Origin of the sequence: Janthinobacterium sp. EB271-G4-7A, from assembly GCF_020858075.1 — a bacterium.
Taxonomy (GTDB): Bacteria; Pseudomonadota; Gammaproteobacteria; order Burkholderiales; family Burkholderiaceae_D; genus Janthinobacterium; species Janthinobacterium lividum.
In genome coordinates this window covers 3,427,476-3,452,685 of the sequence record NZ_JACYMI010000001.1, presented here as the reverse complement: position 1 = coordinate 3,452,685, position 25,210 = coordinate 3,427,476, and the positions used below count along the sequence as shown (strand labels likewise).

At 61.5% G+C, this 25,210-nt stretch carries 23 protein-coding genes; 19 read left to right on the top strand and 4 right to left on the bottom strand.

All coding sequences use genetic code 11. From position 1 onward, the window contains the following. Positions 1-11: 11 nt before the first annotated feature. The 3 genes from ligA to def are packed head-to-tail and all read left to right on the top strand — an operon-like array spanning position 12 to position 3,815. Complete coding sequence (gene ligA, locus IGS58_RS15475) at positions 12-2,363, top strand: NAD-dependent DNA ligase LigA (protein ID WP_230521960.1); 2,352 nt, start codon at positions 12-14, stop codon at positions 2,361-2,363. 25 nt (positions 2,364-2,388) lie between these two features. Beyond that, on the top strand, positions 2,389-3,282 hold the full coding sequence (gene galU / locus IGS58_RS15470) for a UTP--glucose-1-phosphate uridylyltransferase GalU (RefSeq protein WP_230521959.1): 894 nt from the start codon (positions 2,389-2,391) through the stop codon (positions 3,280-3,282). Further along, positions 3,279-3,815, top strand: coding sequence for a peptide deformylase (gene def, locus IGS58_RS15465; RefSeq protein ID WP_034784158.1), 537 nt, complete (start codon positions 3,279-3,281; stop codon positions 3,813-3,815). The genes galU and def overlap by 4 nt, the downstream gene beginning before the upstream one ends. 78 nt (positions 3,816-3,893) lie before the next feature. On the opposite strand, the gene IGS58_RS15460 is transcribed toward def, so the two are convergent. The 4 genes from IGS58_RS15460 to map all read right to left on the bottom strand — a co-directional run bounded on the left by IGS58_RS15460 (position 3,894) and on the right by map (position 9,031). Continuing rightward, positions 3,894-4,658, bottom strand: coding sequence for a flagellar brake protein (locus IGS58_RS15460; RefSeq protein ID WP_230521958.1), 765 nt, complete (start codon positions 4,656-4,658; stop codon positions 3,894-3,896). 152 nt (positions 4,659-4,810) lie between these two features. Next, the gene (locus IGS58_RS15455; RefSeq protein WP_230521957.1) at positions 4,811-5,560 is read right to left on the bottom strand and encodes a pseudouridine synthase; all 750 of its coding nucleotides are present in this window, start codon (positions 5,558-5,560) and stop codon (positions 4,811-4,813) included. 43 nt (positions 5,561-5,603) lie between these two features. Further along, a complete protein-coding gene (locus tag IGS58_RS15450) occupies positions 5,604-8,171 on the bottom strand; it encodes a [protein-PII] uridylyltransferase (RefSeq protein WP_230521956.1) in 2,568 nt (855 codons plus the stop codon). Positions 8,172-8,218: 47 nt separating this feature from the next. Then, entirely contained in the window at positions 8,219-9,031 is an 813-nt protein-coding gene (map, locus tag IGS58_RS15445; RefSeq protein ID WP_070257392.1) for a type I methionyl aminopeptidase, read from the bottom strand. A gap of 400 nt (positions 9,032-9,431) precedes the next feature. On the opposite strand from map, the gene rpsB reads away from it, so the two are divergent. The 16 genes from rpsB (at position 9,432) to IGS58_RS15365 (ending at position 25,207) form a co-directional block, all read left to right on the top strand. Continuing rightward, positions 9,432-10,184 carry a 30S ribosomal protein S2 gene (gene rpsB / locus IGS58_RS15440; RefSeq protein WP_010397614.1) on the top strand — a complete coding sequence of 251 codons (753 nt, stop codon included), beginning with the start codon at positions 9,432-9,434 and terminating at the stop codon, positions 10,182-10,184. Between the two features lie 158 nt (positions 10,185-10,342). Next, entirely contained in the window at positions 10,343-11,254 is a 912-nt protein-coding gene (tsf, locus tag IGS58_RS15435) for a translation elongation factor Ts (RefSeq protein WP_034784153.1), read from the top strand. A 147-nt stretch (positions 11,255-11,401) separates the two neighbouring features. Beyond that, positions 11,402-12,118, top strand: coding sequence for a UMP kinase (pyrH, locus tag IGS58_RS15430; RefSeq protein WP_034752258.1), 717 nt, complete (start codon positions 11,402-11,404; stop codon positions 12,116-12,118). A 165-nt stretch (positions 12,119-12,283) separates the two neighbouring features. Next, positions 12,284-12,844 (top strand): ribosome recycling factor, encoded by a 561-nt coding sequence (gene frr, locus IGS58_RS15425; protein WP_034784152.1) that lies wholly within the window; start codon positions 12,284-12,286, stop codon positions 12,842-12,844. 99 nt (positions 12,845-12,943) lie between these two features. Continuing rightward, entirely contained in the window at positions 12,944-13,711 is a 768-nt protein-coding gene (gene uppS / locus IGS58_RS15420) for a polyprenyl diphosphate synthase (protein WP_034784151.1), read from the top strand. Further along, positions 13,711-14,544 carry a phosphatidate cytidylyltransferase gene (locus tag IGS58_RS15415; protein ID WP_070257391.1) on the top strand — a complete coding sequence of 278 codons (834 nt, stop codon included), beginning with the start codon at positions 13,711-13,713 and terminating at the stop codon, positions 14,542-14,544. Before uppS ends, IGS58_RS15415 begins: the two co-directional genes overlap by 1 nt. Positions 14,545-14,552: 8 nt before the next feature. Further along, the gene (gene ispC, locus IGS58_RS15410) at positions 14,553-15,737 is read left to right on the top strand and encodes a 1-deoxy-D-xylulose-5-phosphate reductoisomerase (RefSeq protein WP_070257390.1); all 1,185 of its coding nucleotides are present in this window, start codon (positions 14,553-14,555) and stop codon (positions 15,735-15,737) included. Then, a complete protein-coding gene (gene rseP / locus IGS58_RS15405; RefSeq protein WP_099393339.1) occupies positions 15,734-17,095 on the top strand; it encodes an RIP metalloprotease RseP in 1,362 nt (453 codons plus the stop codon). The genes ispC and rseP overlap by 4 nt, the downstream gene beginning before the upstream one ends. A gap of 83 nt (positions 17,096-17,178) precedes the next feature. Next, the gene (gene bamA, locus IGS58_RS15400; protein WP_034784144.1) at positions 17,179-19,515 is read left to right on the top strand and encodes an outer membrane protein assembly factor BamA; all 2,337 of its coding nucleotides are present in this window, start codon (positions 17,179-17,181) and stop codon (positions 19,513-19,515) included. A gap of 51 nt (positions 19,516-19,566) precedes the next feature. Next, the gene (locus tag IGS58_RS15395) at positions 19,567-20,085 is read left to right on the top strand and encodes an OmpH family outer membrane protein (protein ID WP_051958405.1); all 519 of its coding nucleotides are present in this window, start codon (positions 19,567-19,569) and stop codon (positions 20,083-20,085) included. Between the two features lie 149 nt (positions 20,086-20,234). Beyond that, entirely contained in the window at positions 20,235-21,290 is a 1,056-nt protein-coding gene (gene lpxD, locus IGS58_RS15390) for a UDP-3-O-(3-hydroxymyristoyl)glucosamine N-acyltransferase (RefSeq protein WP_230521955.1), read from the top strand. Beyond that, positions 21,287-21,781: a 3-hydroxyacyl-ACP dehydratase FabZ gene (gene fabZ / locus IGS58_RS15385; protein WP_070257388.1), complete on the top strand. Its 495-nt coding sequence runs from the start codon at positions 21,287-21,289 to the stop codon at positions 21,779-21,781. The genes lpxD and fabZ overlap by 4 nt, the downstream gene beginning before the upstream one ends. A 1-nt stretch (position 21,782) precedes the next feature. Beyond that, positions 21,783-22,574 (top strand): acyl-ACP--UDP-N-acetylglucosamine O-acyltransferase, encoded by a 792-nt coding sequence (gene lpxA / locus IGS58_RS15380; RefSeq protein ID WP_034784140.1) that lies wholly within the window; start codon positions 21,783-21,785, stop codon positions 22,572-22,574. Then, positions 22,558-23,742 carry a lipid-A-disaccharide synthase gene (gene lpxB / locus IGS58_RS15375; protein WP_230521954.1) on the top strand — a complete coding sequence of 395 codons (1,185 nt, stop codon included), beginning with the start codon at positions 22,558-22,560 and terminating at the stop codon, positions 23,740-23,742. Before lpxA ends, lpxB begins: the two co-directional genes overlap by 17 nt. Positions 23,743-23,786: 44 nt before the next feature. Continuing rightward, on the top strand, positions 23,787-24,425 hold the full coding sequence (rnhB, locus tag IGS58_RS15370; RefSeq protein WP_035818175.1) for a ribonuclease HII: 639 nt from the start codon (positions 23,787-23,789) through the stop codon (positions 24,423-24,425). After that, positions 24,422-25,207, top strand: coding sequence for a TrmH family RNA methyltransferase (locus IGS58_RS15365; RefSeq protein WP_230521953.1), 786 nt, complete (start codon positions 24,422-24,424; stop codon positions 25,205-25,207). Before rnhB ends, IGS58_RS15365 begins: the two co-directional genes overlap by 4 nt. Positions 25,208-25,210 lie beyond the last annotated feature (3 nt).

Below are 25,210 nucleotides of genomic sequence, written 5' to 3'. Positions count from 1 at the left end.
ATCCCGCAACAATGACTGATCCGATCAACCAGGACGCCGCCCAGCGCGTCCTGGCACTCACGGCCGAACTCAATCGGCATCTGCACGCCTACCACGTGCTCGACAATCCCACCATCCCCGACGCCGAGTACGACAAGCTGTTTGTCGAACTGCAGGCGCTGGAAGCGGCCCATCCGGAACTGCGCACGCCCGATTCGCCCACCTTGCGCGTGGGCGCGGCGCCCTTGCCGCAATTCGAGCAAGTCACGCACACGGTGCCGATGTTGTCGCTGAATAATGGTTTCACCGATGACGATATCGTCAATTTCGACCGCCGCGTGCGCGAAGGCCTGGACCTTGACGGTGCAGAGGTCGACTACGCGGCCGAAGTGAAATTCGACGGCCTGGCCATCAACCTGCGCTATGAAAACGGCCTGTTCGTGCAGGCGGCCACGCGCGGCGACGGCGCCACGGGCGAAGACGTGACGGCGAATATCCGCACCATTTCCGGCATCCCGCTGCGCCTGCTTGGCGACAGGATTCCTGCCGTGCTCGACGTGCGCGGCGAAGTGATGATGTTCAAGGCCGATTTTGCCCGTTTGAACGAACGCCAGCGCGAAGCGGGGCAGAAGGAATTCGCCAACCCGCGCAATGCGGCCGCCGGCAGCCTGCGCCAACTCGATTCGCGCATCACGGCGCAGCGCAAGCTGCGTTTCTATGCGTATGGCATCGGCGCCCTCGATGGCGCCGCCATGCCGGTGTCGCATTCGGCCTTGCTGGACTGGTACGAAACGCTGGGCATCCCCGTGTCGAAGGAGCGCAAGGTGGTGCAGGGCGCGCAGGGCTTGCTGGCATACTACGCCGATATCGGCGCGCGCCGACCCGTCTTGCCCTACGAAATCGACGGCGTGGTCTACAAGGTGAATGCGACGGAAGACCAGCAGGAACTGGGCTTTGTGTCGCGCGCGCCCCGTTTTGCGCTGGCGCACAAGTTCCCCGCCGAAGAAGCGCTGACGCAGGTGCTGGGCATCGATATCCAGGTGGGCCGCACGGGTGCCATGACACCCGTGGCGCGCCTGGCGCCCGTGTCCGTGGGCGGCGTGACGGTAACCAACGCCACCTTGCACAATGAAGATGAAGTGCTGCGCAAGGATGTGCGCGTGGGCGACACCGTCATCGTGCGCCGCGCCGGCGACGTGATTCCCGAAGTGCTGAGCGTGGTGCTGGAAAAGCGCCCGGAACCGGCGCCGCTGCCGTTCAAGATGCTGGAAGCGTGTCCCGTCTGCGGCTCGCACGTGGTGCGTGAAGAGGGCGAGGCGATTGCCCGCTGCTCGGGTGGCCTGTTCTGCTCGGCACAGCGTAAGGAAGCGTTCCGCCATTTTGCGGGCCGCCGCATGATGGATATCGAAGGCCTGGGCGAACGTTATATCGATACCCTGGTCGAACTGGAATACGTGCATGGCTTGGCTGACCTGTACGGCCTGACCCTGGAAAAACTGCTGGAAATGAAGCTGCGCGCCGACGAGCGCGACGGTTCGACGCCAGAAACAGTGCAACAAGGCAAGATTCCTACCAAGTGGGCGGAAAATCTGCTGGCCGGCATCAAGGCGAGCAAGCGTCCGCCGCTGGAGCGTTTCCTGTTCGCGCTGGGCATCCGCCACGTGGGCGAGTCGACGGCGAAGACCCTGGCCGAGTGGCTGGGCAGCCTGGCGTATGTGCGGCAGGCGCCGGCGGCCTTGCTGCGCGTGCTGCCCGATATCGGCGGCACCGTGGCCGAATCGATTGCCGACTTCTTTGCCGAAGAAAAGAACCAGCAGGCGCTGCAGGCATTGCTGGACGCTGGCGTTGCGCCGCAGGGCGAGCATGCGCCCAGCGCCAAGCTGCGCACGCAGCTCGAACAAACCACGTTGCTGGCCGCCATCGGCATCCCGAAACTGACGGAGCCGCGCAGCAAGCAGCTGGTGGAGCGGGGCGTGACCCTGGCCAGCCTCGCCGCGCAAGGCGCCAGCTTCCATGCGGGCTTGCCCGCCGCCGTGGCCGAATCGCTGGCGCAATGGCTGGCCGATGAGGGCAATGTCAAGCTGCTTGGTCAACTGGACGCCCTGCGAAATGAATTACTGTCACAATTGCCTGAAATGCCAGCCGCTGGCGGCAAACTGGACGGCAAGACTTTCGTCCTGACGGGCACCTTGCCCAATATGAGCCGCGACGAAGCCGCGGAGCTGATCGAGGCGGCCGGTGGCAAGGTCAGCGGTTCTGTATCGAAGAAGACAGGCTATGTCGTGGCCGGTTCGGATGCCGGCAGCAAGCTGGCCAAGGCCCAGGAGCTCGGTGTGGCCATACTCGACGAGGCTGGCTTGCTGGCTCTGCTGGCGCAGGACTAATCATTCAAAATATTACAGAAGACCCATGAAAAAAATCAGAAAAGCAGTTTTCCCCGTCGCCGGCCTGGGCAGCCGTTTCTTGCCAGCGACCAAGGCGCAACCGAAGGAAATGTTACCCATCGTCGACAAGCCATTGATCCAGTACGCGGTGGAAGAGGCCGTGGCGGCCGGCATCACGGAAATGATCTTCATCACGGGCCGCAACAAGCGCGCCATCGAAGACCATTTCGATACGGCCTACGAGCTGGAGTCGGAACTGGAAGCGGCCGGCAAGCGCCAGTTGCTCGACATGGTGCAAAACGTCATTCCCAAGCACATCAATTGCATTTACATACGCCAGTCGGCGCCGCTGGGCCTGGGGCATGCCGTGCTGTGCGCCCGTCCCGTGATCGGCGACGAGCCGTTTGCCGTCTTGCTGGCCGACGATTTCATGGATGTGGAAGAGGGCGTGCGCCCCGTGCTGGCGCAGATGACCGATGTCTTCCAGTATGAAAATTGCTCGCTGCTGGCGGTGCAGGATGTGCCGCGCGCGGAAACCAAGCAGTACGGTATTGTCTCGGCAAAGAATTATCAGCCGGACCTTGAATTGGTCTCGGCCATTGTGGAAAAGCCTGCGCCCGAAGAGGCGCCATCGACGCTGGCCGTGGTGGGCCGTTATGTGCTGACCAGCCGTATCTTTAACCACCTGGAAAATATCGGCACGGGCGCCGGCGGCGAAATCCAGTTGACGGACGGCATTGCCGCCCTGATGCGCGAAGAGCGCGTGCTGGCTTACCGCTACCAGGGGCAGCGTTATGATTGCGGCTCCAAGCTCGGCTACCTGAAGGCAACGACGGCGATGGGCATGAAACATCCGGAAACGGGTGCGGCCTTCCGCACTTACTTGCAAGAACTGCAATCGGCACTGGAAGCAAAATGACCGTACGTGAAATCCTCAAGATGGGCGATCCACGCTTGCTGCGCATGGCCGAGCCTGTGCGTGAATTCGATACGCCCGAACTGCATGCCTTGATCGCCGACATGTTCGACACCATGCATGCTGCCAATGGCGCGGGCCTGGCGGCGCCGCAGATCGGTGTCAACCTGCAGCTGGTGATCTACGGTTTCAAGCAAAACCTGCGCTATCCCGACGCGCCGCAAGTGCCGGAAACCGTGCTGATCAATCCTGTGCTGACGCCTTTGTCGGAACGCAAGGAAGAGGGCTTTGAAGGCTGCCTGTCCGTGCCCGGCCTGCGCGGCAGCGTGCCGCGCTGGAGTGAACTGCATTACGAAGGCGTGGACCAGTTCGGCCAGCCCATCAGCCGCGACTGCGACGGCTTCCATGCCCGCGTGGTGCAGCACGAGGTCGACCACTTGCACGGCATTCTGTATCCGATGCGTATCGTTGATTTTACGCAGTTCGGCTATACGGAAGTGATGTTTCCCGAGTTGGATCCAAACGACGACGACTAGGCGCCGCATACCAGTCGACGATAAAACAACGGCCGCGCAGCATGAGCTGGGCGGCCATTTTTTATGCCTGAAGCAAACCTAGCGTACCTTGCGGCTGCTGCCCAAGTTATCCAGCAGCATCTTTAATTCATCCTGCATGGCATCCGTCAGGTTCAGGAAGCGGCAGCCGATCTGCACTTGTTCTCCCAGCAGGAAGGAGCGGAAGGTGCGCGACAGGCGGATTTCCAGGTCGGCGATCATGACCTTGTTTGGTCCCAGTTCCAGGCGCACGCGCGACAGCTTGCGCCCCACGTACAGGCCCACCGTGTCGCGCGGATGGGCGCGCATGCCGATGCCGCCGGCCGAGAAATCATACAGCTGCAATTCATACGGGCGACCTTCGAGCACGAAGGCGGCCAGGTAGTACACGCCCAGCGGCGTTTCCAGGCGGGTCGATTCGCGCCGTTCCAGCACCAGGCAATGGCTGGGGAAGTTGGTCAGGTAAACGTTCGGGCGTTCGGGATACGCCTGCCATTCGCCATTGATGGTGAATTGCAGCTTGGCGCTTTGCACCCACGACACAAACGTGGCGCCACCAGGCGGCAGGGTAGCGCCTTCATTGAGTTCCAGTACGAATTGCGGCAAGTCGTCGTCGACGGACAGAATGCGCGCCATGATGACGTCTTCGCCGTCCGTCGGGTAGATGGAAATGGCGTCGCCATTGTCAGCCAGGCTGCACAGGGTTTCGCCGATATCCCACGGATCGCTCATATGGTGCGGCTTGGTGCCGGGCGCCATCGGCTCGGCCACGTCAGCCAGGCTGGGCGCGCCTTTGCGCAGGGGATTAGGAATGGGATCGTTCACGACAGCGTATCTCTTTTGTTCTAATGGGGAATAGTGTATAGGTTTAAAGCAATATTTACTAAGTAAATCACAATAATTGTTTTTATATCACTATATTCCTGTTGCTTATGTGACTTGGCATGCCGCGCGGCATGCCGTCTTGACGTCGTCGCTTAAAATTGTTCGTCCGCGCTCAGGTAACGCCATTGGCCTGTCGGCAAGTCGCCCAGCTTGACCTTGCCGATACGCACGCGTTTCAATCCCAGCACTTTCAGGCCCACGGCTTCGCACATGCGGCGGATCTGGCGTTTCTTGCCTTCGCGCAGGGTAAAGCTCAGCTGGTCTTCGTTTTGCCAGCGCACCTTGGCCGGCAGCAGCGGCTTGCCATCGAGCCACAGGCCGTGGTTGAGCTTTTTCAGCTCGCTGTCGGGCAGGGTGCCGCTCTTGCTGTAGCTCACGCGCACCAGGTATTCCTTGTCGATATCGGTATCGTGGCCGATCAGCTGCTTGGCCACGCGGCCGTCCTGTGTCAGGACCAGCAAGCCGACGGAATCGATGTCCAGTCGGCCGGCCGCCACCAGGCTGCGCAGCTGCGTGGGGTGGAACTGTTCCGGGCTGCGGTCTTCCGCCCAGCGGTTTTCCGCCTTGATCAGGGCCACGGCAGGCGTGTAGCCGTCTTCCGCCTGGCCGCTGACATAGCCGACCGGTTTGTTGATCAGCACGGTGACGCGCTTCGATTGCTCGGCCGCCGCCTGGCGTTCCACGGTGACCCGCTGGCTCGGGTAGACCTTGCTGCCCAGTTCGGATACCACCTTGCCGTCCACACGGACCCAGCCGCGCGCGATCCATTCATCGGCTTCGCGGCGGGAGCACAGGCCCAGTTCAGACATGCGTTTGGACAAGCGTAATAATTCTTCGGTCATGTTGTTTCAGTTTCAGTAAAGGTAGGCGCTGCGCGGGAGGTCATCAAACCTTCAGCGCATCGAGTAAATCGGTTTCCAGCAATATCTGGTTGCGGGCATTGTTGAGCGCGGGACCGTCGACGAGGAAGACGTCTTCGACCCGCTCGCCCAGGGTCATGATCTTGGCCGTGTGCAAGTTAATGCGGTACTTGGTCAGCACGTTGGCGATCGCATACAGCAAGCCCGTGCGGTCGTTGGCCGCCACCGACAGCAAATAGTACTGGCCCCGCTCGTCGGGCCGCAAATCCACGGTCGGTTGGAAGGGGAAGGTGCGCGACAGGCGCGACAGCCGTCCCTTGCCCGGTGGCGGCAGCGGCGTTTGCGACTGCAGCAGTTCGCCCAGTTCATGCTCGATCAGGCTGATGATGTCGCGGTAGCTCTTGGCGAAGTTTTGCTCGGTGACAAGGAACGTATCGAGCGCATAGCCATTCTTTGTCGTGTGGATCTTCGCGTCGAGAATGCTGAAGTTCTTGCGGTCGAAATAGCTGCAGATGCGCGCGAACAGGTCGGGCTGGTCGGGAATGTACACGGCCACCTGCAAGCCTTCGCCTATGGGCGCCAGCCGGCATTTTACCACCGGCAACTTACTGTCGAGCTTGTCATACAGCGAGCGCGTCTGCCACGCGATGTCGGACGCGTCGTGGCGCAGGAAATACGCCACGTCCAGCTGCTGCCACAGTTTCAGGTGGGCATCCGGCGGCAAGCCGTACAGGCGCAGGGTGGCCAGCGCTTCCTGCTGGCGGTTCTTCAGCTCGCGGTCGGCCGTGTGTGGCTCGCCGCCGAGCACGCGCAAGGTGATCTTGTACAGGTCTTCCAGCAGTTTGCCCTTCCAGGCATTCCACACTTTCGGGCTGGTGCCGCGGATGTCGGCCACCGTCAGCAGGTACAGGCCCGTCAGGTGGCGCTCGTCCTTGACGACCTTCGCAAAGGCGGCGATGACGTCGGGATCGGACAGGTCCTGCTTTTGCGCCACTTGCGACATGGTCAGGTGATTTTCCACCAAGAAAGCCACCAGTTCCGTGTCTTCCGCCGACAGGCCGTGGTCCTGGCAGAACTGGGTGGCGTCGGCCACGCCCAGCTTCGAGTGGTCGCCGCCGCGGCCCTTGGCGATGTCGTGGAACAGGGCCGCCACGTACAGCAGCCACGACTGCGAGAAATCGGCCATCAGCTGGCTGCAGAACGGGTATTCGTGCGCGTGCTCGCTCATCGTGAAGCGGCGCATGTTGCGCACCACCATCAAAATGTGCTGGTCGACCGTGTACACGTGGAACAGGTCGTGCTGCATCTGGCCCACGATGCGGCGGAAATTGGGCAGGTAGCGCCCCAGGATGCTCATCTCGTTCATGCGCCGCAGCGCGTGGATGATGCCGACCGGGGCTTGCATGATGCGCAGGAAGAGGGCGCGGTTGGCAGGATCCTGGCGGAAGGGGGCGTCGATCTTGAAGCGCGCGTGCCACAGGGCCCGCGTGGCGCGCGACGTCATGCCCTTCAGGGCGGGGCGTTCCGTCATCAGCACGAAGACTTCCAGCATGGCCGACGGGTATTGCTCGAACGTGTCGTCGGCGCTGATGTCGATCAGGCTGTTGACTTCATTGAAGCGTTCGTTAATGGGCACAGCCACGTCGTCTTGCGGAAACAATCGTGCCTCGATGTTTTGCAGCAGAATCGTGTTGAGCTGGGTCACCGTCTTGGCGGCCCAGTAGTAGCGCTGCATCAAGAATTCGCTGGCGCGGCGCATGTGCGGACCGCTGCCCGTCGCTTGCAGGCCCAGCGATTCGGCGATGGCCGTCTGCACGTCGAACACGAGGCGGTCTTCGCGCCGTCCCGCATGCAGGTGCAGGCGCACGCGGATATCCTTGAAGGCGCGTTCTTTTTCCATCAGCTGGCGCGCTTCCGTCAGGGTGATCAGGCCGCCCGTGGCCAGCGTGCGCCACGAGTTCGCCAAGCCGGCCGCCTTGGCCACCCACAGGATCACCTGCAGGTCGCGCAGGCCGCCCGGGCTTTCCTTGCAATTCGGTTCCAGGCTGAAGGCCGTGTCTTCGTATTTGGCATGGCGCTGGCGCATTTCCGCCGTTTTCGCCTGGAAGAATGCCTGCGGATCCATGGCCGCGTCATAGCGCTGCTGCAATTGCGCGAACAGGTCCGCGTTGCCGCACACGAGGCGCGCTTCGAGCAAGCTCGTTTGTACGGTGATGTCGGCCTTCGATTCGACCATGCATTCATCCACTGTGCGGATGCTGTGGCCGATTTCCAAGCCCAGATCCCACAGCAGCTGCACCAGTTCCTCGAGCTTTTCCTGCGTGGCCGCATCGGGCGCCTGTTGCAGCAGGATCAGCAGGTCGACGTCGGAATAGGGAAATAGTTCTCCGCGGCCATAACCGCCCACGCCGACCAGGGCCGTGCCGGGCGGCAAGCCGGCTTCCTGCCAGGCACGCGCCAGCACGCCGTCGACGCTGTGGCGCAGGCTGCGCAGCAGTTTTTCAGGCTTGCCGTCGGCCTGGAAGGCCGCAATGACGACCTGGCGGTCGGCTTTCAGTTGCTGCTTCAGCTGTTCCCGAACTTGCTTTTTCATCTGGGCCCTGGGTGGCGGTGGGTCGGGGTGCGGTCAAGCCTGATGAATCAGGCTTTATTGCCGATCAAGGCGGGCGGCGGCGGCATGCCGGGCGAGACGGTCAGCACTTCATAGCCCGTTTCCGTCACCAGCACCGTGTGTTCCCATTGCGCCGACAGGCTGCGGTCCTTGGTTTTGATGGTCCAGCCATCGTTCATTTCGCGGATTTCGCGGCGGCCCGAGTTGATCATCGGTTCGACGGTAAAAATCATGCCCGCTTCCAGGCGCTCCAGAGTGCCTGGCTTGCCGTAATGCAACACTTGCGGCTCTTCATGGAAAACCTTGCCGATGCCGTGGCCGCAGAATTCGCGCACCACGCTGTAGCCGGCCTTCTCGGCATGCTGCTGGATGGCGTGGCCGATATCGCCCAGGTGGGCGCCCGGCTTGATCTGGTCGATGCCCAGCCACATGCACTCATAGGTGATTTCCGACAGGCGCTTGGCCAGGATGGTCGGTGTGCCGACGAGGAACATGCGGCTGTTGTCGCCGTGGTAGCCATCCTTGATGACGGTGATGTCGAGGTTGACGGAATCGCCGCTCTTGAGGACCTTGTCGCCGGGAATGCCGTGGCAGATGACGTCGTTGACGGAGGTGCAGATGGCTTTCGGATACGGCGTGTAGCCGGGCGGGCAATAGTTCAGCGGGGCAGGGATGGTGCCCTGCACGTTGACCATGTATTCGTGGCACAGGCGGTCCAGTTCGCCGGTCGTGACGCCGACCTTGACGAAGGGGGTGATGTAGTCGAGTACTTCGGCGCCGAGCTTGCCGGCAACGCGCATGCCTTCGATGTCGGCGGCGCTATTGATACGGATGGTGGACATGGTGTATTTCGCAATCTGCAAGAATTCAGGTGAAAAGCACAGACGATTTCTGCTGTATGGGAAAAAGTCTGCAAATATGTCGAAATTATAAACGAGGCGCCCTGAATCCGCCGCCTCCTTCCTATGGCCAGGCAGGGATTTGTGGGGGAAGTGGCGGCCAGCAGGCGGTGGCGCCACACCTTGCACCAGCATGGTGCATTGGGTGTTTCCGCAGGGCGCGCGATTTGCAGCGCGGACTTGATGCGGCGGGCATTTCGGTGTAGAATCCCGGGTTGCTTGAATTCTCTTTTAAGCAATGCAGTAAAACAGTGTCTTTAATTTATATAAACACGCGAATCCGGTCGACAAGGGTGCCTGTATGGTGACTGATCGGATTCCAGACCCAACCCTGGAGTTAATAATGTCCGTAACAATGCGCGAAATGCTGGAAGCCGGTGTCCACTTTGGTCACCAAACCCGTTTTTGGAATCCAAAAATGGCACCGTTCATCTTCGGCCATCGCAACAAGATCCACATCATCAACCTGGAAAAAACCATGGCGATGTACCAGGACGCAATGAAGCACGTGCGTCAACTGGCTGCAAACCGTGGCACCATCCTGATGGTTGGCACCAAGCGTCAAGCTCGCGAAATCATCGCTGCTGAAGCACAACGCGCTGGCGTGCCTTTCGTTGATCAACGTTGGTTGGGCGGCATGCTGACCAACTTCAAAACGATCAAAACCTCGATCAAGCGTCTGAAAGACATGGAAGTGATGATCGAAGATGGTTCGATCGAGAAGCTGTCGAAAAAAGAAGCGCTGATGTTCTCCCGCGAAATGATCAAGCTGCAAAAATCGATCGGCGGCATCAAGGACATGGGCGGCATTCCTGACGCAATCTTCGTCGTCGACGTCGGCTACCACAAAGGTGCGATCACCGAAGCAGCTAAACTGGGTATCCCGGTCATCGGCGTTGTCGATACCAACCACTCCCCAGAAGGCGTGAACTTCGTGATCCCAGGTAACGATGACTCCTCGAAAGCCATCATGTTGTACGCTCGCGGTGTTGCTGATGCAATCATCGAAGGCCGTGCAGCTGCCGGTAACGAAGTTGTTGAAATGGTTAAAGCAGCCGCTGGCGACGAATTCGTCGAAGTAAACGAACAGGCTTAATGGCCAGGCTATCGCAAGATAGCCGTTTGTAAGCACAGCAGTAAGGGAAAAGGGGTGGCAGCAGCTCCCCCTTTTTTTTAACAAAAAAACGATAGTGACCGCTGGCGAGGCATGCATGCCCGGCCGCGACTATCGACTCACCGAATCAGGAGAAACACATGGCAGCGATTACAGCAGCGATGGTAGGCGAATTGCGCGGCAAAACCGACGCACCAATGATGGAATGCAAAAAAGCACTGACCGAAGCCGATGGCGACATGGCTCGTGCGGAAGAGATCCTGCGCGTCAAACTGGGCGGCAAGGCATCGAAAGCATCGGCACGCATCACCGCTGAAGGCGTCGTGGCAACCTACATCGCCAATGGCGTAGGCGCCCTGGTCGAAGTGAACTCGGAAACCGACTTTGTTGCGAAAAACGACGATTTCCTGGCACTGGCCAACAACGCTGCCCGTCTGGTAGCAGAACACAACCCGGCTGACGTGGCTGCCCTGCTGGCCCTGCCACTCGATGGCAAGACCCTGGAAGACGTGCGCGCTGCCCTGATCGGCAAAATCGGCGAAAACATGACCATCCGCCGCTTCCAGCGTTTCGAAACCAGCAACAAGCTGGCTTCGTACCTGCACGGTTCGCGCATTGGCGTGATCGTCGAATTCGACGGCGCCGATGAGCAAGTCGGCAAAGACGTGGCCATGCACATCGCTGCCATGAAGCCAGTGTCGCTGTCCTCGAACGAAGTTCCTGCGGAACTGATCGAAAAAGAGCGTTCGGTTGCACAACTGAAAGCCGAAGAAGACGCAGCCAAAGCGGCCGCCGAAGGCAAGCCAGCGCAATCGCCGGAAATCCTGGCCAAGCGCCTGGAAGGTTCCGTACAGAAGTTCCTGAAAGAAGTTTCCCTGCTGAACCAAGCTTTCGTGAAAAACGACAAGCTGTCGGTTGAGCAAATGCTGAAGGCGGCTAACACCAGCGTCAAAGGTTTCGCCATGTACGTAGTGGGCGAGGGCATCGAGAAGAAGCAAGACGACTTCGCAGCAGAAGTCGCAGCACAGATGGCTGCCTCCCAGGGAGCGTAAGTAAAGCGGGCCGAGAGGCCCGTTTTTTTGGCCCGCCCGCACCTGTCGTGCCGGGCGGCGGCATGGGCAGCCCCGCGCGCCTATCCGGCGCTGCAAGGCGCTGCGCCATGTCATACTCGAATAACCTCATTTATGGAGCCCCAGCTCATGTCAAAACCAGCCTACAAGCGCGTCCTCCTCAAGTTGTCCGGCGAAGCCCTGATGGGTGATGATCCCTACGGCATCAACCGCGCCACGATCGAGCGCATGGTGGCCGATGTGGCCGAGGTGGCGAAGTTGGGTGTGGAACTGGCAATCGTGATTGGCGGCGGCAATATCTTCCGCGGCGTCGCGCCTGGTGCGCAAGGCATGGACCGTGCCACCGCCGACTACATGGGCATGCTTGCCACGGTGATGAATGCACTGGCCCTGGCCGATGCCATGCGCCACGTCGGCATTACCGCGCGCGTCATGTCGGCCATCGGCATCGAACAAGTGGTCGAGCCGTACGTCCGCCCGAAAGCCCTGCAATACCTGGAAGAAGGTAAAGTGGTGGTCTTCGCCGCCGGCACCGGCAATCCATTCTTCACCACCGACACGGCAGCTGCCCTGCGCGGTTCCGAGATCAGCGCCGAGATCGTCCTGAAGGCCACCAAGGTCGACGGCGTCTACACGGCCGATCCGAAGAAGGATCCGAACGCCACCCTGTTCCACACGATTACGTTCGACGACGCCATCGCCAAGCACCTGCAAGTGATGGATGCCACGGCATTCGCCCTGTGCCGCGACCAGAAACTGCCGATCAAGGTGTTTTCGATCACCAAGCCGGGCGCGCTGATGCGCGTCATCATGGGTGAAGACGAAGGCACCCTGGTACACGTATAAGGGAAGCGGAGCGCCGAGAAACCGCCCATGGCTGCGTTGCAGCGCCTCGCCGTACATTAAGGCGCTGCGCCTTGCCCTGAACGGTTTTCGGCACTCCCGGCTGCGGTACCATTCAAGCCGCAAGCGCAATAGAATATTCATTATTATCAAGACAAGGAGTAGGTAATGTCCTTAGCTGACGTTAAAAAGAACACCCAGGAACGCATGACGAAGTCGCTGGAAACACTGCGGGCCGATCTGGCCAAAGTGCGTACCGGCCGCGCCCATACGGGTATCCTGGACCACGTGATGGTCGATTACTACGGTTCGCCGACGGCGCTGACCCAGGTCGCCAACGTGACCCTGATCGACGCGCGCACCATCGGTGTGCAGCCGTACGAAAAGAAGATGGCCAACACCATCGAGAAAGCCATCCGCGACGCCGACCTGGGCTTGAACCCATCGGCACAGGGCGACCTGATCCGCGTTCCGACGCCGCCGCTGACGGAAGAGCGCCGCAAGGAAATGGTCAAGCTGGTCAAGAGCGAGGCGGAAGACGCGAAGATTGCCGTGCGTAATATTCGCCGCGATGCGAACGAGTCGCTGAAGAAACTGGTCAAGGAAAAAGCCTGCTCCGAGGACGATGAGCGCCGCTCGTCGGAAGAAGTGCAGAAACTGACGGACAAGTTTATTGCCGACATCGACAAGATGGTCGTCGACAAAGAAAAAGAAGTACTGACGGTCTAGTTTTCAGTCCTTTTGACACTGCCCGGGAAAGCATGGCTTTTCCGGGCAGTGCTATTTGGCGCATAATAGCTATCTTTTATTTTTGGTATTCGTGTTTTCATGATCTATTCGAGTTCGACAACGGCAGTACCTGAGGTGGGCACGGTGCCGCGCCATGTGGCAATCATTATGGATGGCAATGGTCGCTGGGCAACCAAGCGCTTCCTGCCCCGCGTGGCTGGCCACGTCAAGGGCGCCGACGCCGTGCGCGGCATCGTCGAGACTTGCCTCGACCGCGGTGTCGAATATCTGACCCTGTTTGCCTTCAGTTCGGAAAACTGGCGCCGCCCGGAAGAAGAGGTGTCGATGCTGATGCGCCTGTTCGTCACGATGCTGGAACGTGAAGTGGTCAAGATGCATGCCAGCGACATCCGCCTGAAGGTGGTGGGCGACCTGTCGCGCTTCAATGGCGAGCTGCAAACCCTGATCGCCAATGCGGAGCGCAAGACGGCGAACAACACGCGCCTGACGGTATCCATCTGCGCCAATTACGGCGGCCGCTGGGACATCATGCAGGCAGTCAACAAAATGACGGCCGAGGCGGCAGCCAATGGCCAGCCCGCCGCGCACGCTTATACGGAAGAGCAACTGGCGCCGCACCTGGCCATGGCCTACGCGCCCGAGCCCGACCTGTTCATCCGCACGGGCGGCGAGCAGCGCATTTCCAATTTCCTCCTGTGGCAACTGGCGTACACTGAGTTGTTTTTCACCGAGACTTTCTGGCCCGACTTCAATGACGAGTGCCTCGACGCGGCAATCGCGTCTTACCAGCAGCGCGAACGGCGCTTTGGCCGTACCAGCGCGCAATTAACTGAAAAGACAAACTGATGCTGAAAACACGGATAATCACCGCCCTGGTCTTGTTGGCGGTCTTGCTGCCGGTTCTGTATCTGAATTATTTCCCCGCCTTCGCCGTGATCGCCACGGCGTTCTTCGGCGCCGCCGTCTGGGAAAGCTTCCGCATTTTCAAAAATCGCCATGCGCTCGTGATTGCCGCCGTCTGGACTGCCGCCTTCGCGTATACGTTCTTTGCCGGTAACGGCATGGCGCAGCTCAATTTCTGGTTCGCCCTGTGCGTGGCCATCTGGCTGATCCGCTTCGTGCCCTCGCTGGCGACGGGCTTGCCGCCTACCGAAGGCCTGGGCAATACCTTGCTCAGCCTCGTGTATCCGGTGACCATCGTCGGCTGCTTCGTCGCCATCATCGCCCTGTTCCTGCATAGCCCCTTGTTCCTGCTGTCCGTCATGGCCCTCGTGTGGATCGCCGATATCGGCGCCTATTTCTCGGGCAAGGCTTTCGGCAAGCGCAAGCTGGCGCCAAGCATTTCCCCAGGTAAATCCTGGGAAGGTGCCATTGGCGGCGGCATCGCCGTGCTGGTCATTGCCGCCATCACCATCGTGGCCGCGCCATCGCTGCCGGTCTTGCAAGACACCTTTGCCGTGCAGCTGCAATTGCGCCGCGGTTGGCTGGTGGCCCTGCTGGTGCTGCTGCTGATCGTCGCCGCCAGCATCGTCGGCGACCTGTTCGAATCCCAATTGAAGCGCCGCGCCGGCATCAAGGACAGCAGCAGCCTGCTGCCTGGCCATGGCGGCGTACTCGACCGTATCGACGCGTTGATCCCGGTCCTGCCATTTGCCGCCCTCGTGGCCAGCTGGCTTTAAGGAAACTCATGCAATACATCACCATTCTTGGCGCGACCGGTTCGGTCGGCGTGTCCACCCTGGACGTGCTCGCGCGTCATCCGGAGCAATACAGCGTGTATGCGCTGAGCGCGCATACGCGTGTGGCCGAGCTGGCCGCCCAGTGCCTGCAATTTCGTCCCCAGCGCGCCGTCGTCGGCACGGCGGACGCCGCCCTTGAACTGACGCGCTTGCTGCGTGGGCAGGGCGTCGATACGCAAGTCGAGTACGGCGAGGAAGCCCTGTGCGCCATCGCCAGCGCGCCGCAAGTGACGGGCGTGATGGCGGCCATCGTCGGCGCGGCCGGCCTGGCGCCCACCCTGGCGGCGGCGCGTGCCGGAAAGAAAGTATTGCTGGCCAATAAAGAAGCGCTCGTCATGTCCGGCCAGCTGTTCATCGATGCCGTGCACGATAACGGCGCCGTGCTGCTGCCGATCGACAGCGAACATAACGCCATCTTCCAATGCATGCCGCATGCCCATGGCCGCGCGCCAGGCGCCGCAGGCGTGGCAAAAATCGTGCTCACCGCTTCCGGCGGCCCCTTCCTCACGCGCGACGTCGAAACGCTCGACTCGGTCACGCCGGACCAGGCGTGCAAGCATCCGACCTGGGCTATGGGGCGCAAGATTTCCGTCGATTCGGCCACCATGATGAACAAGGGCCTGGAAGTGATCGAGGCGCACTGGCTGTTCGGTGCCCCTGCCGAGCAGATCGAGGTGCTGATCCACCCGCAAAGCGTGATCCATTCGATGGTCTCGTATGTTGACGGTTCCGTGCTGGCCCAGCTGGGCAACCCGGACATGCGCACGCCGATCGCGCATGCGCTGGCATATCCGCAGCGTATCGCTTCCGGCGTGGCGCAACTGGACCTGGCGCAAGTGGCTACCCTGCAGTTCGAGCGCCCCGACTTCCGCCGTTTCCCTTGCCTGGCGCTGGCGTTCGACGCCTTGCGCGCGGGCGGCACGGCGCCGGCCCTGCTGAACGCGGCCAATGAAGTGGCCGTGCAAGCCTTCCTCGACGAACAGATCGGCTTCCGCCAGATCGACCGGGTCATCGCGCACGTGATCCAGACGGTGCCGCATGGCGCCGCTTCCAGCATCGAAGCCGTGATGGAGCAGGACCGCCTGGCCAGAGCGGCTGCGCGAGCATACATCGCCCAGAGGCTGGCTGCATGACGCTCATCACCACGTTGCTGGCCTTTATTGTCGCGCTCGGTTCACTGATTACCCTGCACGAGCTGGGCCACTACCTGGTGGCGCGCTGGTGCGGCGTAAAGGTGCTGCGTTTCTCGATCGGCATGGGAAAAGTGGTGTATTCGCGCAAGTTTGGCAAGGACCAGACGGAATGGGCGATTTCCGCGCTGCCGCTGGGCGGCTATGTGAGCATGCTCGACAGCCGCGCGCAAGACCTCAGCGACTTGCCGGAAAGCGAATTGCGCCGCGAATTCACGCGCCAGAGCGTGTGGCGCCGCATCGCCATCGTGGCCGCCGGCCCGCTGGCCAATTTCCTCGTCGCCATCGTGCTGTACGCGGGCCTGTTCATGCATGGCATCGAAGAGCCGTCGAGCAAGCTCGGCCCCGTGGCCGAGCAGACGGCCGCCTATGCGGCCGGCTTGCGCAGCGGCGATACGGTCGAAGCGGTGAATGGCAAGGCTGTGGCCAGCTGGTCCGAGCTGCGCTGGGAGCTGATCCAGGCCACGCTCGATAAGCAGCCGGCCCGCATCGAAGTGCGCCGGCCTGACCGCGGCGAGCAGGAAGCGACCTTGCCGACGGCCAGCCTGACGGAAACGGACCTGGAAGGCGATGTGCTGGGCAAGCTGGGCCTGACCCTGGCCCGTTCCGCGCCCACCCTGATGGAAATCATGCCCGGTGGCGCCGCTGCGCGCGCCGGCCTGCAGAAAGACGACCAGATCCTGGCCATCGACGAGCAGCCCGTGCACGACGTGGCGGCCGTTATCGCCACCCTGAGCCAGGCGCCGGGCCGGACCTTGCAATTGCAACTCTTGCGCCAGGGTCAGGACCTGACCCTGGCCATTACGCCGGACGCCGTGCCGGGCGCCGGGGCAGAGGGAGCTGTAACAGTTGGTAAGATACAGGCAAAGCTGGGGCAGGTGCCGGATATGATCACCGTGGCATCCGGACCGTTCGCCGCCGTGGGCAAGGCGTCCGCCAAGGTCTGGGATACCAGTGTCATGAGCCTGAAAATGCTGGGCAAGATGATCACCGGCCAGGTCTCGCTGAAGAATGTGACGGGGCCCATTACCATCGCCGATTACGCGGGCCAGACGGCGCGCATCGGCCTGGTAAGCTACCTGAGCTTCATTGCCTTCATCAGTATCAGTCTGGGCGTGATGAATTTGCTACCCATTCCTGTTCTGGATGGCGGGCATTTGCTGTATTATTCGCTGGAAGTTTTGACCGGACGCCCCTTGCCGGAGCGCGTAGGCGAGATTGCCCAGCGCCTGGGGATCGGTTTGTTGCTGACCTTGATGGTGCTTGCCGTCTTTAATGACGTGTTGCGATTGCTGAATTAGGGCGGTGGTTGATGCCATTGCGTGAGTCGCACAAGCAATCTTTTGTGTATGTTGTCCATTGATTTACCCATTGAATAACCCCAATGAAATTACATTCTGCTCGTTTTGCCTTGCCTTCCTTTCGCCGCAGCCTGATCGGCGCCGCCGTCATGGCCTTCTGTTCCGGCCACGCGCTGGCCGTCCAGCCATTTACTGTCAAGGACATCCGGGTCGAAGGGATCCAGCGTACTGAAGCGGGCACCGTGTTTGCCTACCTGCCGGTGCGGGTCGGCGAAACGTTCTCCGACGAGAAGAGCGTGGCCGCCATCAAGGCCCTGTACGCGACGGGCATGTTCAAGGATGTGCGCCTGGAAGCCGATGGCGACGTGCTGGTGGTGCTGGTCGAGGAACGTCCAGCCATCGCCACCGTGGAATTTACGGGTACCAAGGAATTTGAAAAGGATGTGCTGGTCAAGGCCCTGAAGGAAATCGGCGTCGGTGAAGCCAAGATTTTCGACAAGGCGTCCGTTGACCGCGCGGAACAGGAACTCAAGCGCCAGTACCTGTCGCATGGCCTGTACGGCGTGAAGATCACCACCACCGTCACGCCGATCGAGCGTAACCGCGTCAACGTGGTGTTCGCCGTCGACGAGGGCGACGTGGCCCGCATCAAGCAGATCAACATCGTCGGCAACAAGGCCTTCACCGACAAGGAACTGCGCGAGCAGCTGGCCTTGAACACGGGCGGCTGGTTCAGCTGGTACACCAAGGCCGACCAATATTCGAAGACCAAGCTGACGGGCGACATCGAGTCGCTCAAGTCCTACTACCTGGACCGCGGCTATATCGAGATGCAGGTCGACTCGACGCAAGTGTCGATCACGCCCGATAAAAAAGACATCTACCTGACGATCAATATCACCGAAGGCGAGAAGTACAAGATCGCCGGCACCAAGTTCGAAGGCGAGATGTTTGGCCGCGAAGAAGAGTTGAAAGCGCTGAACCTGATGCGCGAAGGCGAAATCTATTCGGGCGCGCGCCTGACGGCGACGAACAAGCGCATCCAGGATCGCCTGGCCACGTTCGGCTATGCGTTCGCCAACGTCAACGCGAATCCGGAAATCAACCGTGAAAAGCATGAAGTGGGCTTTACCTTCTTCATCGATCCGGGCAAGCGCGTGTACGTGCGCCACATGAATATCGCCGGCAACACCACCACGCGCGATGAAGTCATCCGCCGCGAATTCCGCCAGTTCGAATCGTCCTGGTATGACAGCAACAAGATCAAGCTGTCGCGCGACCGTGTCGACCGCCTTGGCTACTTCAAGGACGTGACCATCGACACGCCGGAAGCGCAGGGCACGACCGACCAGGTCGACGTCAACGTGACGGTGGTGGAAAAACCAACCGGTAACTTCCTGATCGGCGGCGCTTTCTCGCAATCGGAAAAATTTACCCTGTCGGCATCGATTTCGCAGGCCAACTTTGCCGGTAGCGGCAACACGGTCGGCATCGAACTCAATACCAGCCATTACAGCCGCACGATCGCGTTTTCGCAAACCAATCCGTACTACACGGACGACGGCATCTCGCGCAGCTTTGAAGTCTACCTGCGCACGACGGAACCGCCGGCGCTGAACATCGGCAGCTACAAGATCAAGCAAACCGGTGGGCGTGTCAGTTTCGGCGTGCCGTTCTCGGAAGTCGACACCGTCTTCTTCGGTATCGGCGCCGAACGCTCGCGCATCGAAACCGACATCACCAGCCCGATCCGCTTCAAGCAATACGTGGTTGACAATGGCGGCCCGTCCGACGGTATCGGTTCGGCTACCACCAATTCCATCCCGCTGACGGCGGCATGGCAGCGCGACAGCCGCGACAGCGCCCTGACGCCGTCGATCGGCCGCTACCAGCGCGTCAACCTGGAGGCTGACCTGATCGGCGACCAGAAATACTTCCGTGCCATCTATGAGCACCAGTATTTCCGTCCGCTGTTCAGCAAGGTCACCCTGGCGCTGAAGGGCGAACTCGATTACGGCCACGGCATCGGCAAGCACGTGTACCCGGTCTTCAAGAACTTCTACGGCGGCGGTATCGGTTCGGTGCGCGGCTACCTGAGTTCTTCGCTGGGCGCGGTCGAACCGAGCACCAACGATGCCTTGGGCGGCGCTTCGCGCCTGATCGGTAACGCGGAACTGCAGATGCCATTCCCCGGTTCGGGCAATGACCGCAGCTTGCGCTGGTTCGGTTTCCTTGACGGCGGCCAGGTCTACCAGGAAGGCGAAAAAATGCGTTTGTCGCAATTGCGCTATTCTGCTGGCTTGGGCATCAGCTGGATTTCCCCGGTGGGCCCGCTCAAGTTGAGCTATGCCAAGCCGCTGAACGCCAAGCCGACGGACCGCCTGGAGCGCTTCCAGTTCCAGATGGGCACCGGTTTCTGACCGGCCATCTGAACCGGGGCGACAGCTTTTACTTTTTGACCATGGAGTATCATGAACACCGCATCCGCTACCCTGCCCAAGACCCTTGCCGTGATCGCATTGTGCTGGAGTTCGCTGTTGCCGGTGCAGGCGCAGGCTCAGGAGTCGAAGATCGCCTGGATCAGCAGCGAACGTATTTATAACGAATCGAGGCTGGCCAAGCTGGCCAGCGCCAAGCTGGCCGAAGAGTTCCGCTCGCGTGAAAAAGCCGTGCAGGAACTGGCCAGCCGCTTCAAGGTCGCCAACGAAGCCCTGGAAAAGGACATGCCGACCCTGAGCGAGGCGGAGCGCGCCAAGCGCCAGCGCGAGTTTTTCGAGCTGGACAAGGAGCTGCAACGCCGCCAGCGCGAATTTCGCGAAGACCTGAGCCAGCGTACGAACGAAGAGCGCAGCGCCATCGCGGAAAAAGCCAACACCATCATCCAGCAGATGGCGCATATCGAAGGATATGACATCGTGCTGCAGGAAGCCCTGTGGGCCAGCCCGCGCATCGACATTACCGACAAGGTATTGAAGGCGCTGGACAAGTAACTGTAATAGTTTTTACGCCTGACAGTGCCGTGGCGAGCGGATGTGAGTTGTGGTTGAGAAGCGGAGCTGTGCTGGAGCACAGTGAGCATCGGAGACCGCAAATCGCGCCGCGCAGCAGGCATAGTCAGGCGTTCTTATAAAGGTAAAAGATGGGCACTCGACTAGGAGAATTGGTCGAACGCTTCGGCGGGCAGTTGGCGGGCGATCCGAACCTGGAAGTTTCAGGCATCGCACCGCTGGCCGACGCCGGCGTTTCGCACATCAGCTTTCTCAGCAACAGCAAATTCCGCGCACAGGCCGCCCAGAGCGGCGCCGCGGCGCTGATCCTCACGCCGGCCGACGACGCGCTGATCGGCGGCGACTACGCCGGCGCGCGTATCGTCACCCCGAATCCCTATGTGTATTTCGCGCGTGCGGCGCAGTATTTCGCCGCCCTGCACGAGATCAAGGCCCCGGTCGGCATCCATCCGGGCGCCTTTGTCGACGCCAGCGCGCAGGTTGACGCCAGCGCCTCCGTCGGCGTGCATGCGGTGATCGAAGCGGGCGCCGTGATTGGCGCCGGCTGCGTCATCGGGCCTGGCTGCGTGGTGGGCCGCGACGCCGTCATCGGCGCGGGTACCCAGCTGTTCGCCAACGTGACCTTCCACGCGCGCTGCGTGATCGGCCAGCGCGGCATCATCCATTCGGGCGCCGTGATCGGCACCGACGGATTCGGCTTCGCCAACGAAGGCGGCGTGTATATCAAGATTCCGCAGACGGGCAGGGTGGTGATCGGTGACGATGTCGATATCGGCGCCAACACCACCATCGACCGTGGCGCACTGGCCGACACCATCATCGAAGATGGCGTCAAGCTCGATAACCAGATCCAGATCGGCCACAACTGCCATATCGGCGCGCACACGGCCATGGCCGGCTGCGTCGGCGTGGCCGGCAGCGCCATCATCGGCAAGTACTGCACCTTTGGCGGTGCCGCCATGGTGCTGGGCCACCTGACCATTGCCGACCGCGTCCACGTGGGCTCGGGCAGCATGGTCTCGCGTTCGATCCTGGAAGCGGGCCAGTACACGGGCTTCTATCCGCTGGCCAAGAACGCCGACTGGGAAAAGAGCGCCGCCATCGTGCGCAACCTGTCAAGCATGCGCGAGAAGATCCGCGCGCTTGAAAAAACAATTAAAACACTGACCACGCAAGACGAAAAATGACTACTGAAAAAAAGACCCTCGACATCCTCGCCATCAAGTCGCTGCTGCCGCACCGTTACCCGCTGCTGCTGGTTGACCGCGTGCTGGACTGGGAAGCGAACAAAACCATCACCGCCATCAAGAACGTGACGGTCAACGAAGAGTTCTTCCAAGGCCATTTCCCGCACAAGCCAGTCATGCCTGGCGTGTTGATGATCGAAGCGCTGGCGCAGACGGCGGCCTTGCTGTCGTTCCTGACGATGGGCGTGAAGCCGGACGAAAATTCGGTGGTGTACTTTGTCGGCATCGACAATGCGCGCTTCAAGCGTCCTGTCGAGCCGGGCGACCAGCTGAAGATGGATGTGGAAATCCTGCGCGTCTCGCGCGGCATCTGGAAATACAAGGCCGTCGGTACGGTCGACGGCAAGCTGGCGGTGGAAGCGGAACTGATGTGCACCATCCGCAGCGCGCAGGATGCGAGCCAGTCTGCGAGCCAGCCAGCGGGGCAGTAACATGGCGGCCATCCACTCCACGGCAGTCATCGACCCGAAGGCCGAGCTCGACAGCTCGGTCGAGGTGGGTCCGTACACCATCATCGGTCCGCACGTGCGCATCGGCGCCGGTACCAAGGTTGGCCCGCACGTGGTGATCGACGGGCACACGACGATCGGCAGCGATAACCACCTGTTCCAGTTTTCCTCCATCGGCGCGCAGCCGCAGGACAAAAAATGGGCGGGCGAGGCGACGCGCCTGGAAATCGGCGACCGCAACACTATCCGCGAATTCTGCACCTTCAACACGGGCACCGTGCAGGGCGGCGGTGTGACGCGCCTGGGCAATGACAACTGGATTTCGGCGTATGTGCACCTGGCGCACGACTGCCTGGTGGGCAACAACACGATTTTTTCGAACAACGCGCAGCTGGCGGGCCACGTGGAGATCGGCGACTGGGTCATCATGAGCGGCTTCGCCAATGTGCACCAGTTCTGCAAGATCGGCGCGCACGCTTTTGTCGGCATGAGCACCAGCCTGACGCAGGACGTGCCACCGTTCGTCCTGTTGAACGGCAATCCGGCGCAGGCGCATGGCGTCAATATCGAGGGCTTGAAACGCCGCGGCTTTACGCGCGAGCAGATCAACGGCATCCGCACCGCATATAAACTCATCTACCGCTCGGGACTGACCCTGGAAGAATCCAAGGCTGCCCTGTTCGAAGAAGAAGCGGCATCGTCGCCCGAGGTGGCGCAACACATTCGTGCCATGCGCGAATTCCTTGGCGTGGCGTCGCGTGGCATCGTCCGCTGACCAGTCCGGCGGCCGGCCGGTCGCCAATGTCGCCATCGTCGCCGGCGAGGTGTCGGGCGACCTGCTGGCCAGCCGGCTGCTGTCCGGCCTCGTGCCGCAGCTGCCCGGTGCCCGCTTTCACGGCATCGGCGGCGAGCACATGGCCAGGCAGGGCTTTGTTTCCGACTGGCCGCTCGACAAGCTGACCGTGCGGGGCCTGTTCGAGATCATTCCCCGCTACCGCGAAATCAAGGGCATCCAGAACGCGCTGCGCGACCAGTTGCTGGCGGAGCGTCCCGCCGTCTTCATCGGCGCCGACTACCCGGGCTTCAACCTGGGACTGGAACAGCAGCTCAAGGAAGGCGGCATCCCCACCGTGCACTACATCGGGCCGCAGATATGGGCCTGGCGCGGTGGCCGCATCAAGAAAATCATCAAGGCCGTCTCGCACATGCTGGTGATCTTCCCCTTCGAGGAAGAGATCTACCGCAAGGCGGGCGTGCCCGTCACCTATGTCGGCCATCCGCTGGCTGAAATGATTCCGTTGCAGCCCGACGAAGCGGCCGCGCGCCGCACTTTGGGCTTGCCGGAAGACGCGAATGTCGTGACCCTGATGCCGGGCAGCCGCATGGGCGAACTCAAATACAATACGGTGGCCTTTGTCGGTGCCTGCAAGCTGCTGCTGGCGCGCGACCGCTCCCTGCGTTTCGTCGCGCCCATGGCCGGTGAAAAGCAGCGCCAGTACTTCCTGCAATTGATTGCGGAAGCAGGCTTGCAGGATGTCGAGATCCTGCTCACCGACGGCGGCTCGCACACGGCCATCTGCGCCGCCGATGCGGTGCTGGTGGCGTCCGGCACGGCCTCGCTGGAAGTGGCGCTGTACAAGAAGCCCATGGTCATCGCCTACAAGATGATGCGCGCGTCGTGGGAAATCATGCGCCACATGGGTTACCAGCCGTGGATTGGCTTGCCCAACATCCTGGCGCGCGACTACCTGGTGCCCGAGCTGCTGCAAAACGCGGCCAGCCCGGAAGCGCTGGCCGAGGCCATGTGGCAGCAGCTGAGCGACGTGCCGGGCCGCCTGCGCCTGGTGCAGCGCTTCACGGACATGCACCACAGCCTGCTGCGCGACAGCGCGCGAGAGAGCGCCAACGCCGTCATGCAAGTCATCGCCGCCAACCGCAAGTAAGCCCCGATCACCGCTTCAACCGCAGTACCAACCAAAGATTCAACGTGAAAAATATCTATCCCGGCCTGTTTGACGACTTGCCATTCTCGCTCGATGAAATCATCTGCGGCGTCGACGAGGCAGGACGCGGTCCGCTGGCCGGCCCCGTGTTTGCCGCCGCCGTGATCCTCGACCCGAACCAGCCTATCGACGGCCTGCGCGACTCGAAAAAACTCAGCGAAGCCAAGCGCGACCTGCTGGCGCCGCAGATCAAGGCCAAGGCCCTGGCCTGGGCCATCGCCGAAGCGTCGGAAGAAGAGATCGACCGCCTGAACATTTTGCAGGCGTCGATGCTGGCCATGCGCCGCGCCGTCGAGGCGTTGGCTACCGTGCCGACCCTGGCCCTGATCGACGGCAACCGCTGCCCCGTGATGCCGATACGCGGCATGGCCATCATTGGTGGCGACGACAAGGTCGATTCGATCTCCGCCGCCTCGATCCTGGCCAAGACGGCACGCGACGCGGCCCTGGTACACCTGCATGCGGCCTATCCCGAATACTGCTTCGACCAGCACAAGGGCTACGGCACCAAGCTGCACCTCGAGCGCCTGCACCTGCACGGCGCCTCGCCCGTGCACCGCCGCTCGTTCGCACCCGTGCGCAACGTGATCGCCCTGTTTGGCGGACAGGAGGTGGCGGCATGAAGACGATTACCTCGCGCGACAATGCGCAATACAAGGATTTGCTGAAGCTGGCGGGCAGCTCGCAGGCGCGCCGTAAGTCGGGCCGCACCCTGCTCGACGGCGTGCACCTGTGCCAGTCCTACCTGCAGCTGCGCGGCATGCCGGAGCAATGTATCGTCAGCGAAAGCGCCTTGCAGAACGGGGAAGTGGCGGACATCGTCGGCCAGCTGGAAAGCCAGCGCGCGCACGTACTGGGCTTGCCCGACGCGCTGTATAACGCCGTGAGCCAGGTCGAACATGGCGTGGGCGTGATGTTCCTCATCGAGACGCCGGAACGGGCCGTCACGCAGCCCCTGGGCGTGTCGGCCGTGCTGCTCGATAACCTGCAAGACCCGGGCAACGTGGGCTCCATCCTGCGCAGCGCGGCCGCCGCCGGCATCACGCAGGTGTACTGCAGCGCCGGCACGGCCTTCTGCTGGTCGCCGAAGGTGCTGCGTGCGGCGATGGGCGCGCATTTCGTGCTCGACATCTTTGAAAACGTCGACCTGGCGGCGCTGGTGGCGGGCGCCAAGGTGGCGACCCTCGCCACCAGCGGCTATGCCACGCAGCGCCTGTACGACGTCGACCTGCGCCAGCCCGTCGCGTGGCTGTTCGGCCATGAAGGGCAGGGCGTCGCCGACGACCTGCTGTCGATGGCCACGCACCAAGTGGTCATTCCCCACCTGGGCCAGATCGAATCGCTGAACGTGGCTGCCTGCGCCGCCGTCTGCTTCTTCGAGCAGCTGCGCCAGGGCCAGGCCTGAACA

Excerpts from the sequence above, each read along its gene's own strand:
- ligA (WP_230521960.1), top strand. The coding sequence starts at position 12 with ATGACTGATCCGATCAACCAGGACGCCGCCCAGCGCGTCCTGGCACTC.
- galU (WP_230521959.1), top strand. The coding sequence starts at position 2,389 with ATGAAAAAAATCAGAAAAGCAGTTTTCCCCGTCGCCGGCCTGGGCAGC.
- def (WP_034784158.1), top strand. The coding sequence starts at position 3,279 with ATGACCGTACGTGAAATCCTCAAGATGGGCGATCCACGCTTGCTGCGC.
- IGS58_RS15455 (WP_230521957.1), bottom strand. The coding sequence starts at position 5,560 with ATGACCGAAGAATTATTACGCTTGTCCAAACGCATGTCTGAACTGGGC.
- IGS58_RS15450 (WP_230521956.1), bottom strand. The coding sequence starts at position 8,171 with ATGAAAAAGCAAGTTCGGGAACAGCTGAAGCAGCAACTGAAAGCCGAC.
- map (WP_070257392.1), bottom strand. The coding sequence starts at position 9,031 with ATGTCCACCATCCGTATCAATAGCGCCGCCGACATCGAAGGCATGCGC.
- rpsB (WP_010397614.1), top strand. The coding sequence starts at position 9,432 with ATGTCCGTAACAATGCGCGAAATGCTGGAAGCCGGTGTCCACTTTGGT.
- tsf (WP_034784153.1), top strand. The coding sequence starts at position 10,343 with ATGGCAGCGATTACAGCAGCGATGGTAGGCGAATTGCGCGGCAAAACC.
- pyrH (WP_034752258.1), top strand. The coding sequence starts at position 11,402 with ATGTCAAAACCAGCCTACAAGCGCGTCCTCCTCAAGTTGTCCGGCGAA.
- frr (WP_034784152.1), top strand. The coding sequence starts at position 12,284 with ATGTCCTTAGCTGACGTTAAAAAGAACACCCAGGAACGCATGACGAAG.
- uppS (WP_034784151.1), top strand. The coding sequence starts at position 12,944 with ATGATCTATTCGAGTTCGACAACGGCAGTACCTGAGGTGGGCACGGTG.
- IGS58_RS15415 (WP_070257391.1), top strand. The coding sequence starts at position 13,711 with ATGCTGAAAACACGGATAATCACCGCCCTGGTCTTGTTGGCGGTCTTG.
- ispC (WP_070257390.1), top strand. The coding sequence starts at position 14,553 with ATGCAATACATCACCATTCTTGGCGCGACCGGTTCGGTCGGCGTGTCC.
- rseP (WP_099393339.1), top strand. The coding sequence starts at position 15,734 with ATGACGCTCATCACCACGTTGCTGGCCTTTATTGTCGCGCTCGGTTCA.
- bamA (WP_034784144.1), top strand. The coding sequence starts at position 17,179 with ATGAAATTACATTCTGCTCGTTTTGCCTTGCCTTCCTTTCGCCGCAGC.
- IGS58_RS15395 (WP_051958405.1), top strand. The coding sequence starts at position 19,567 with ATGAACACCGCATCCGCTACCCTGCCCAAGACCCTTGCCGTGATCGCA.
- lpxD (WP_230521955.1), top strand. The coding sequence starts at position 20,235 with ATGGGCACTCGACTAGGAGAATTGGTCGAACGCTTCGGCGGGCAGTTG.
- fabZ (WP_070257388.1), top strand. The coding sequence starts at position 21,287 with ATGACTACTGAAAAAAAGACCCTCGACATCCTCGCCATCAAGTCGCTG.
- lpxA (WP_034784140.1), top strand. The coding sequence starts at position 21,783 with ATGGCGGCCATCCACTCCACGGCAGTCATCGACCCGAAGGCCGAGCTC.
- IGS58_RS15365 (WP_230521953.1), top strand. The coding sequence starts at position 24,422 with ATGAAGACGATTACCTCGCGCGACAATGCGCAATACAAGGATTTGCTG.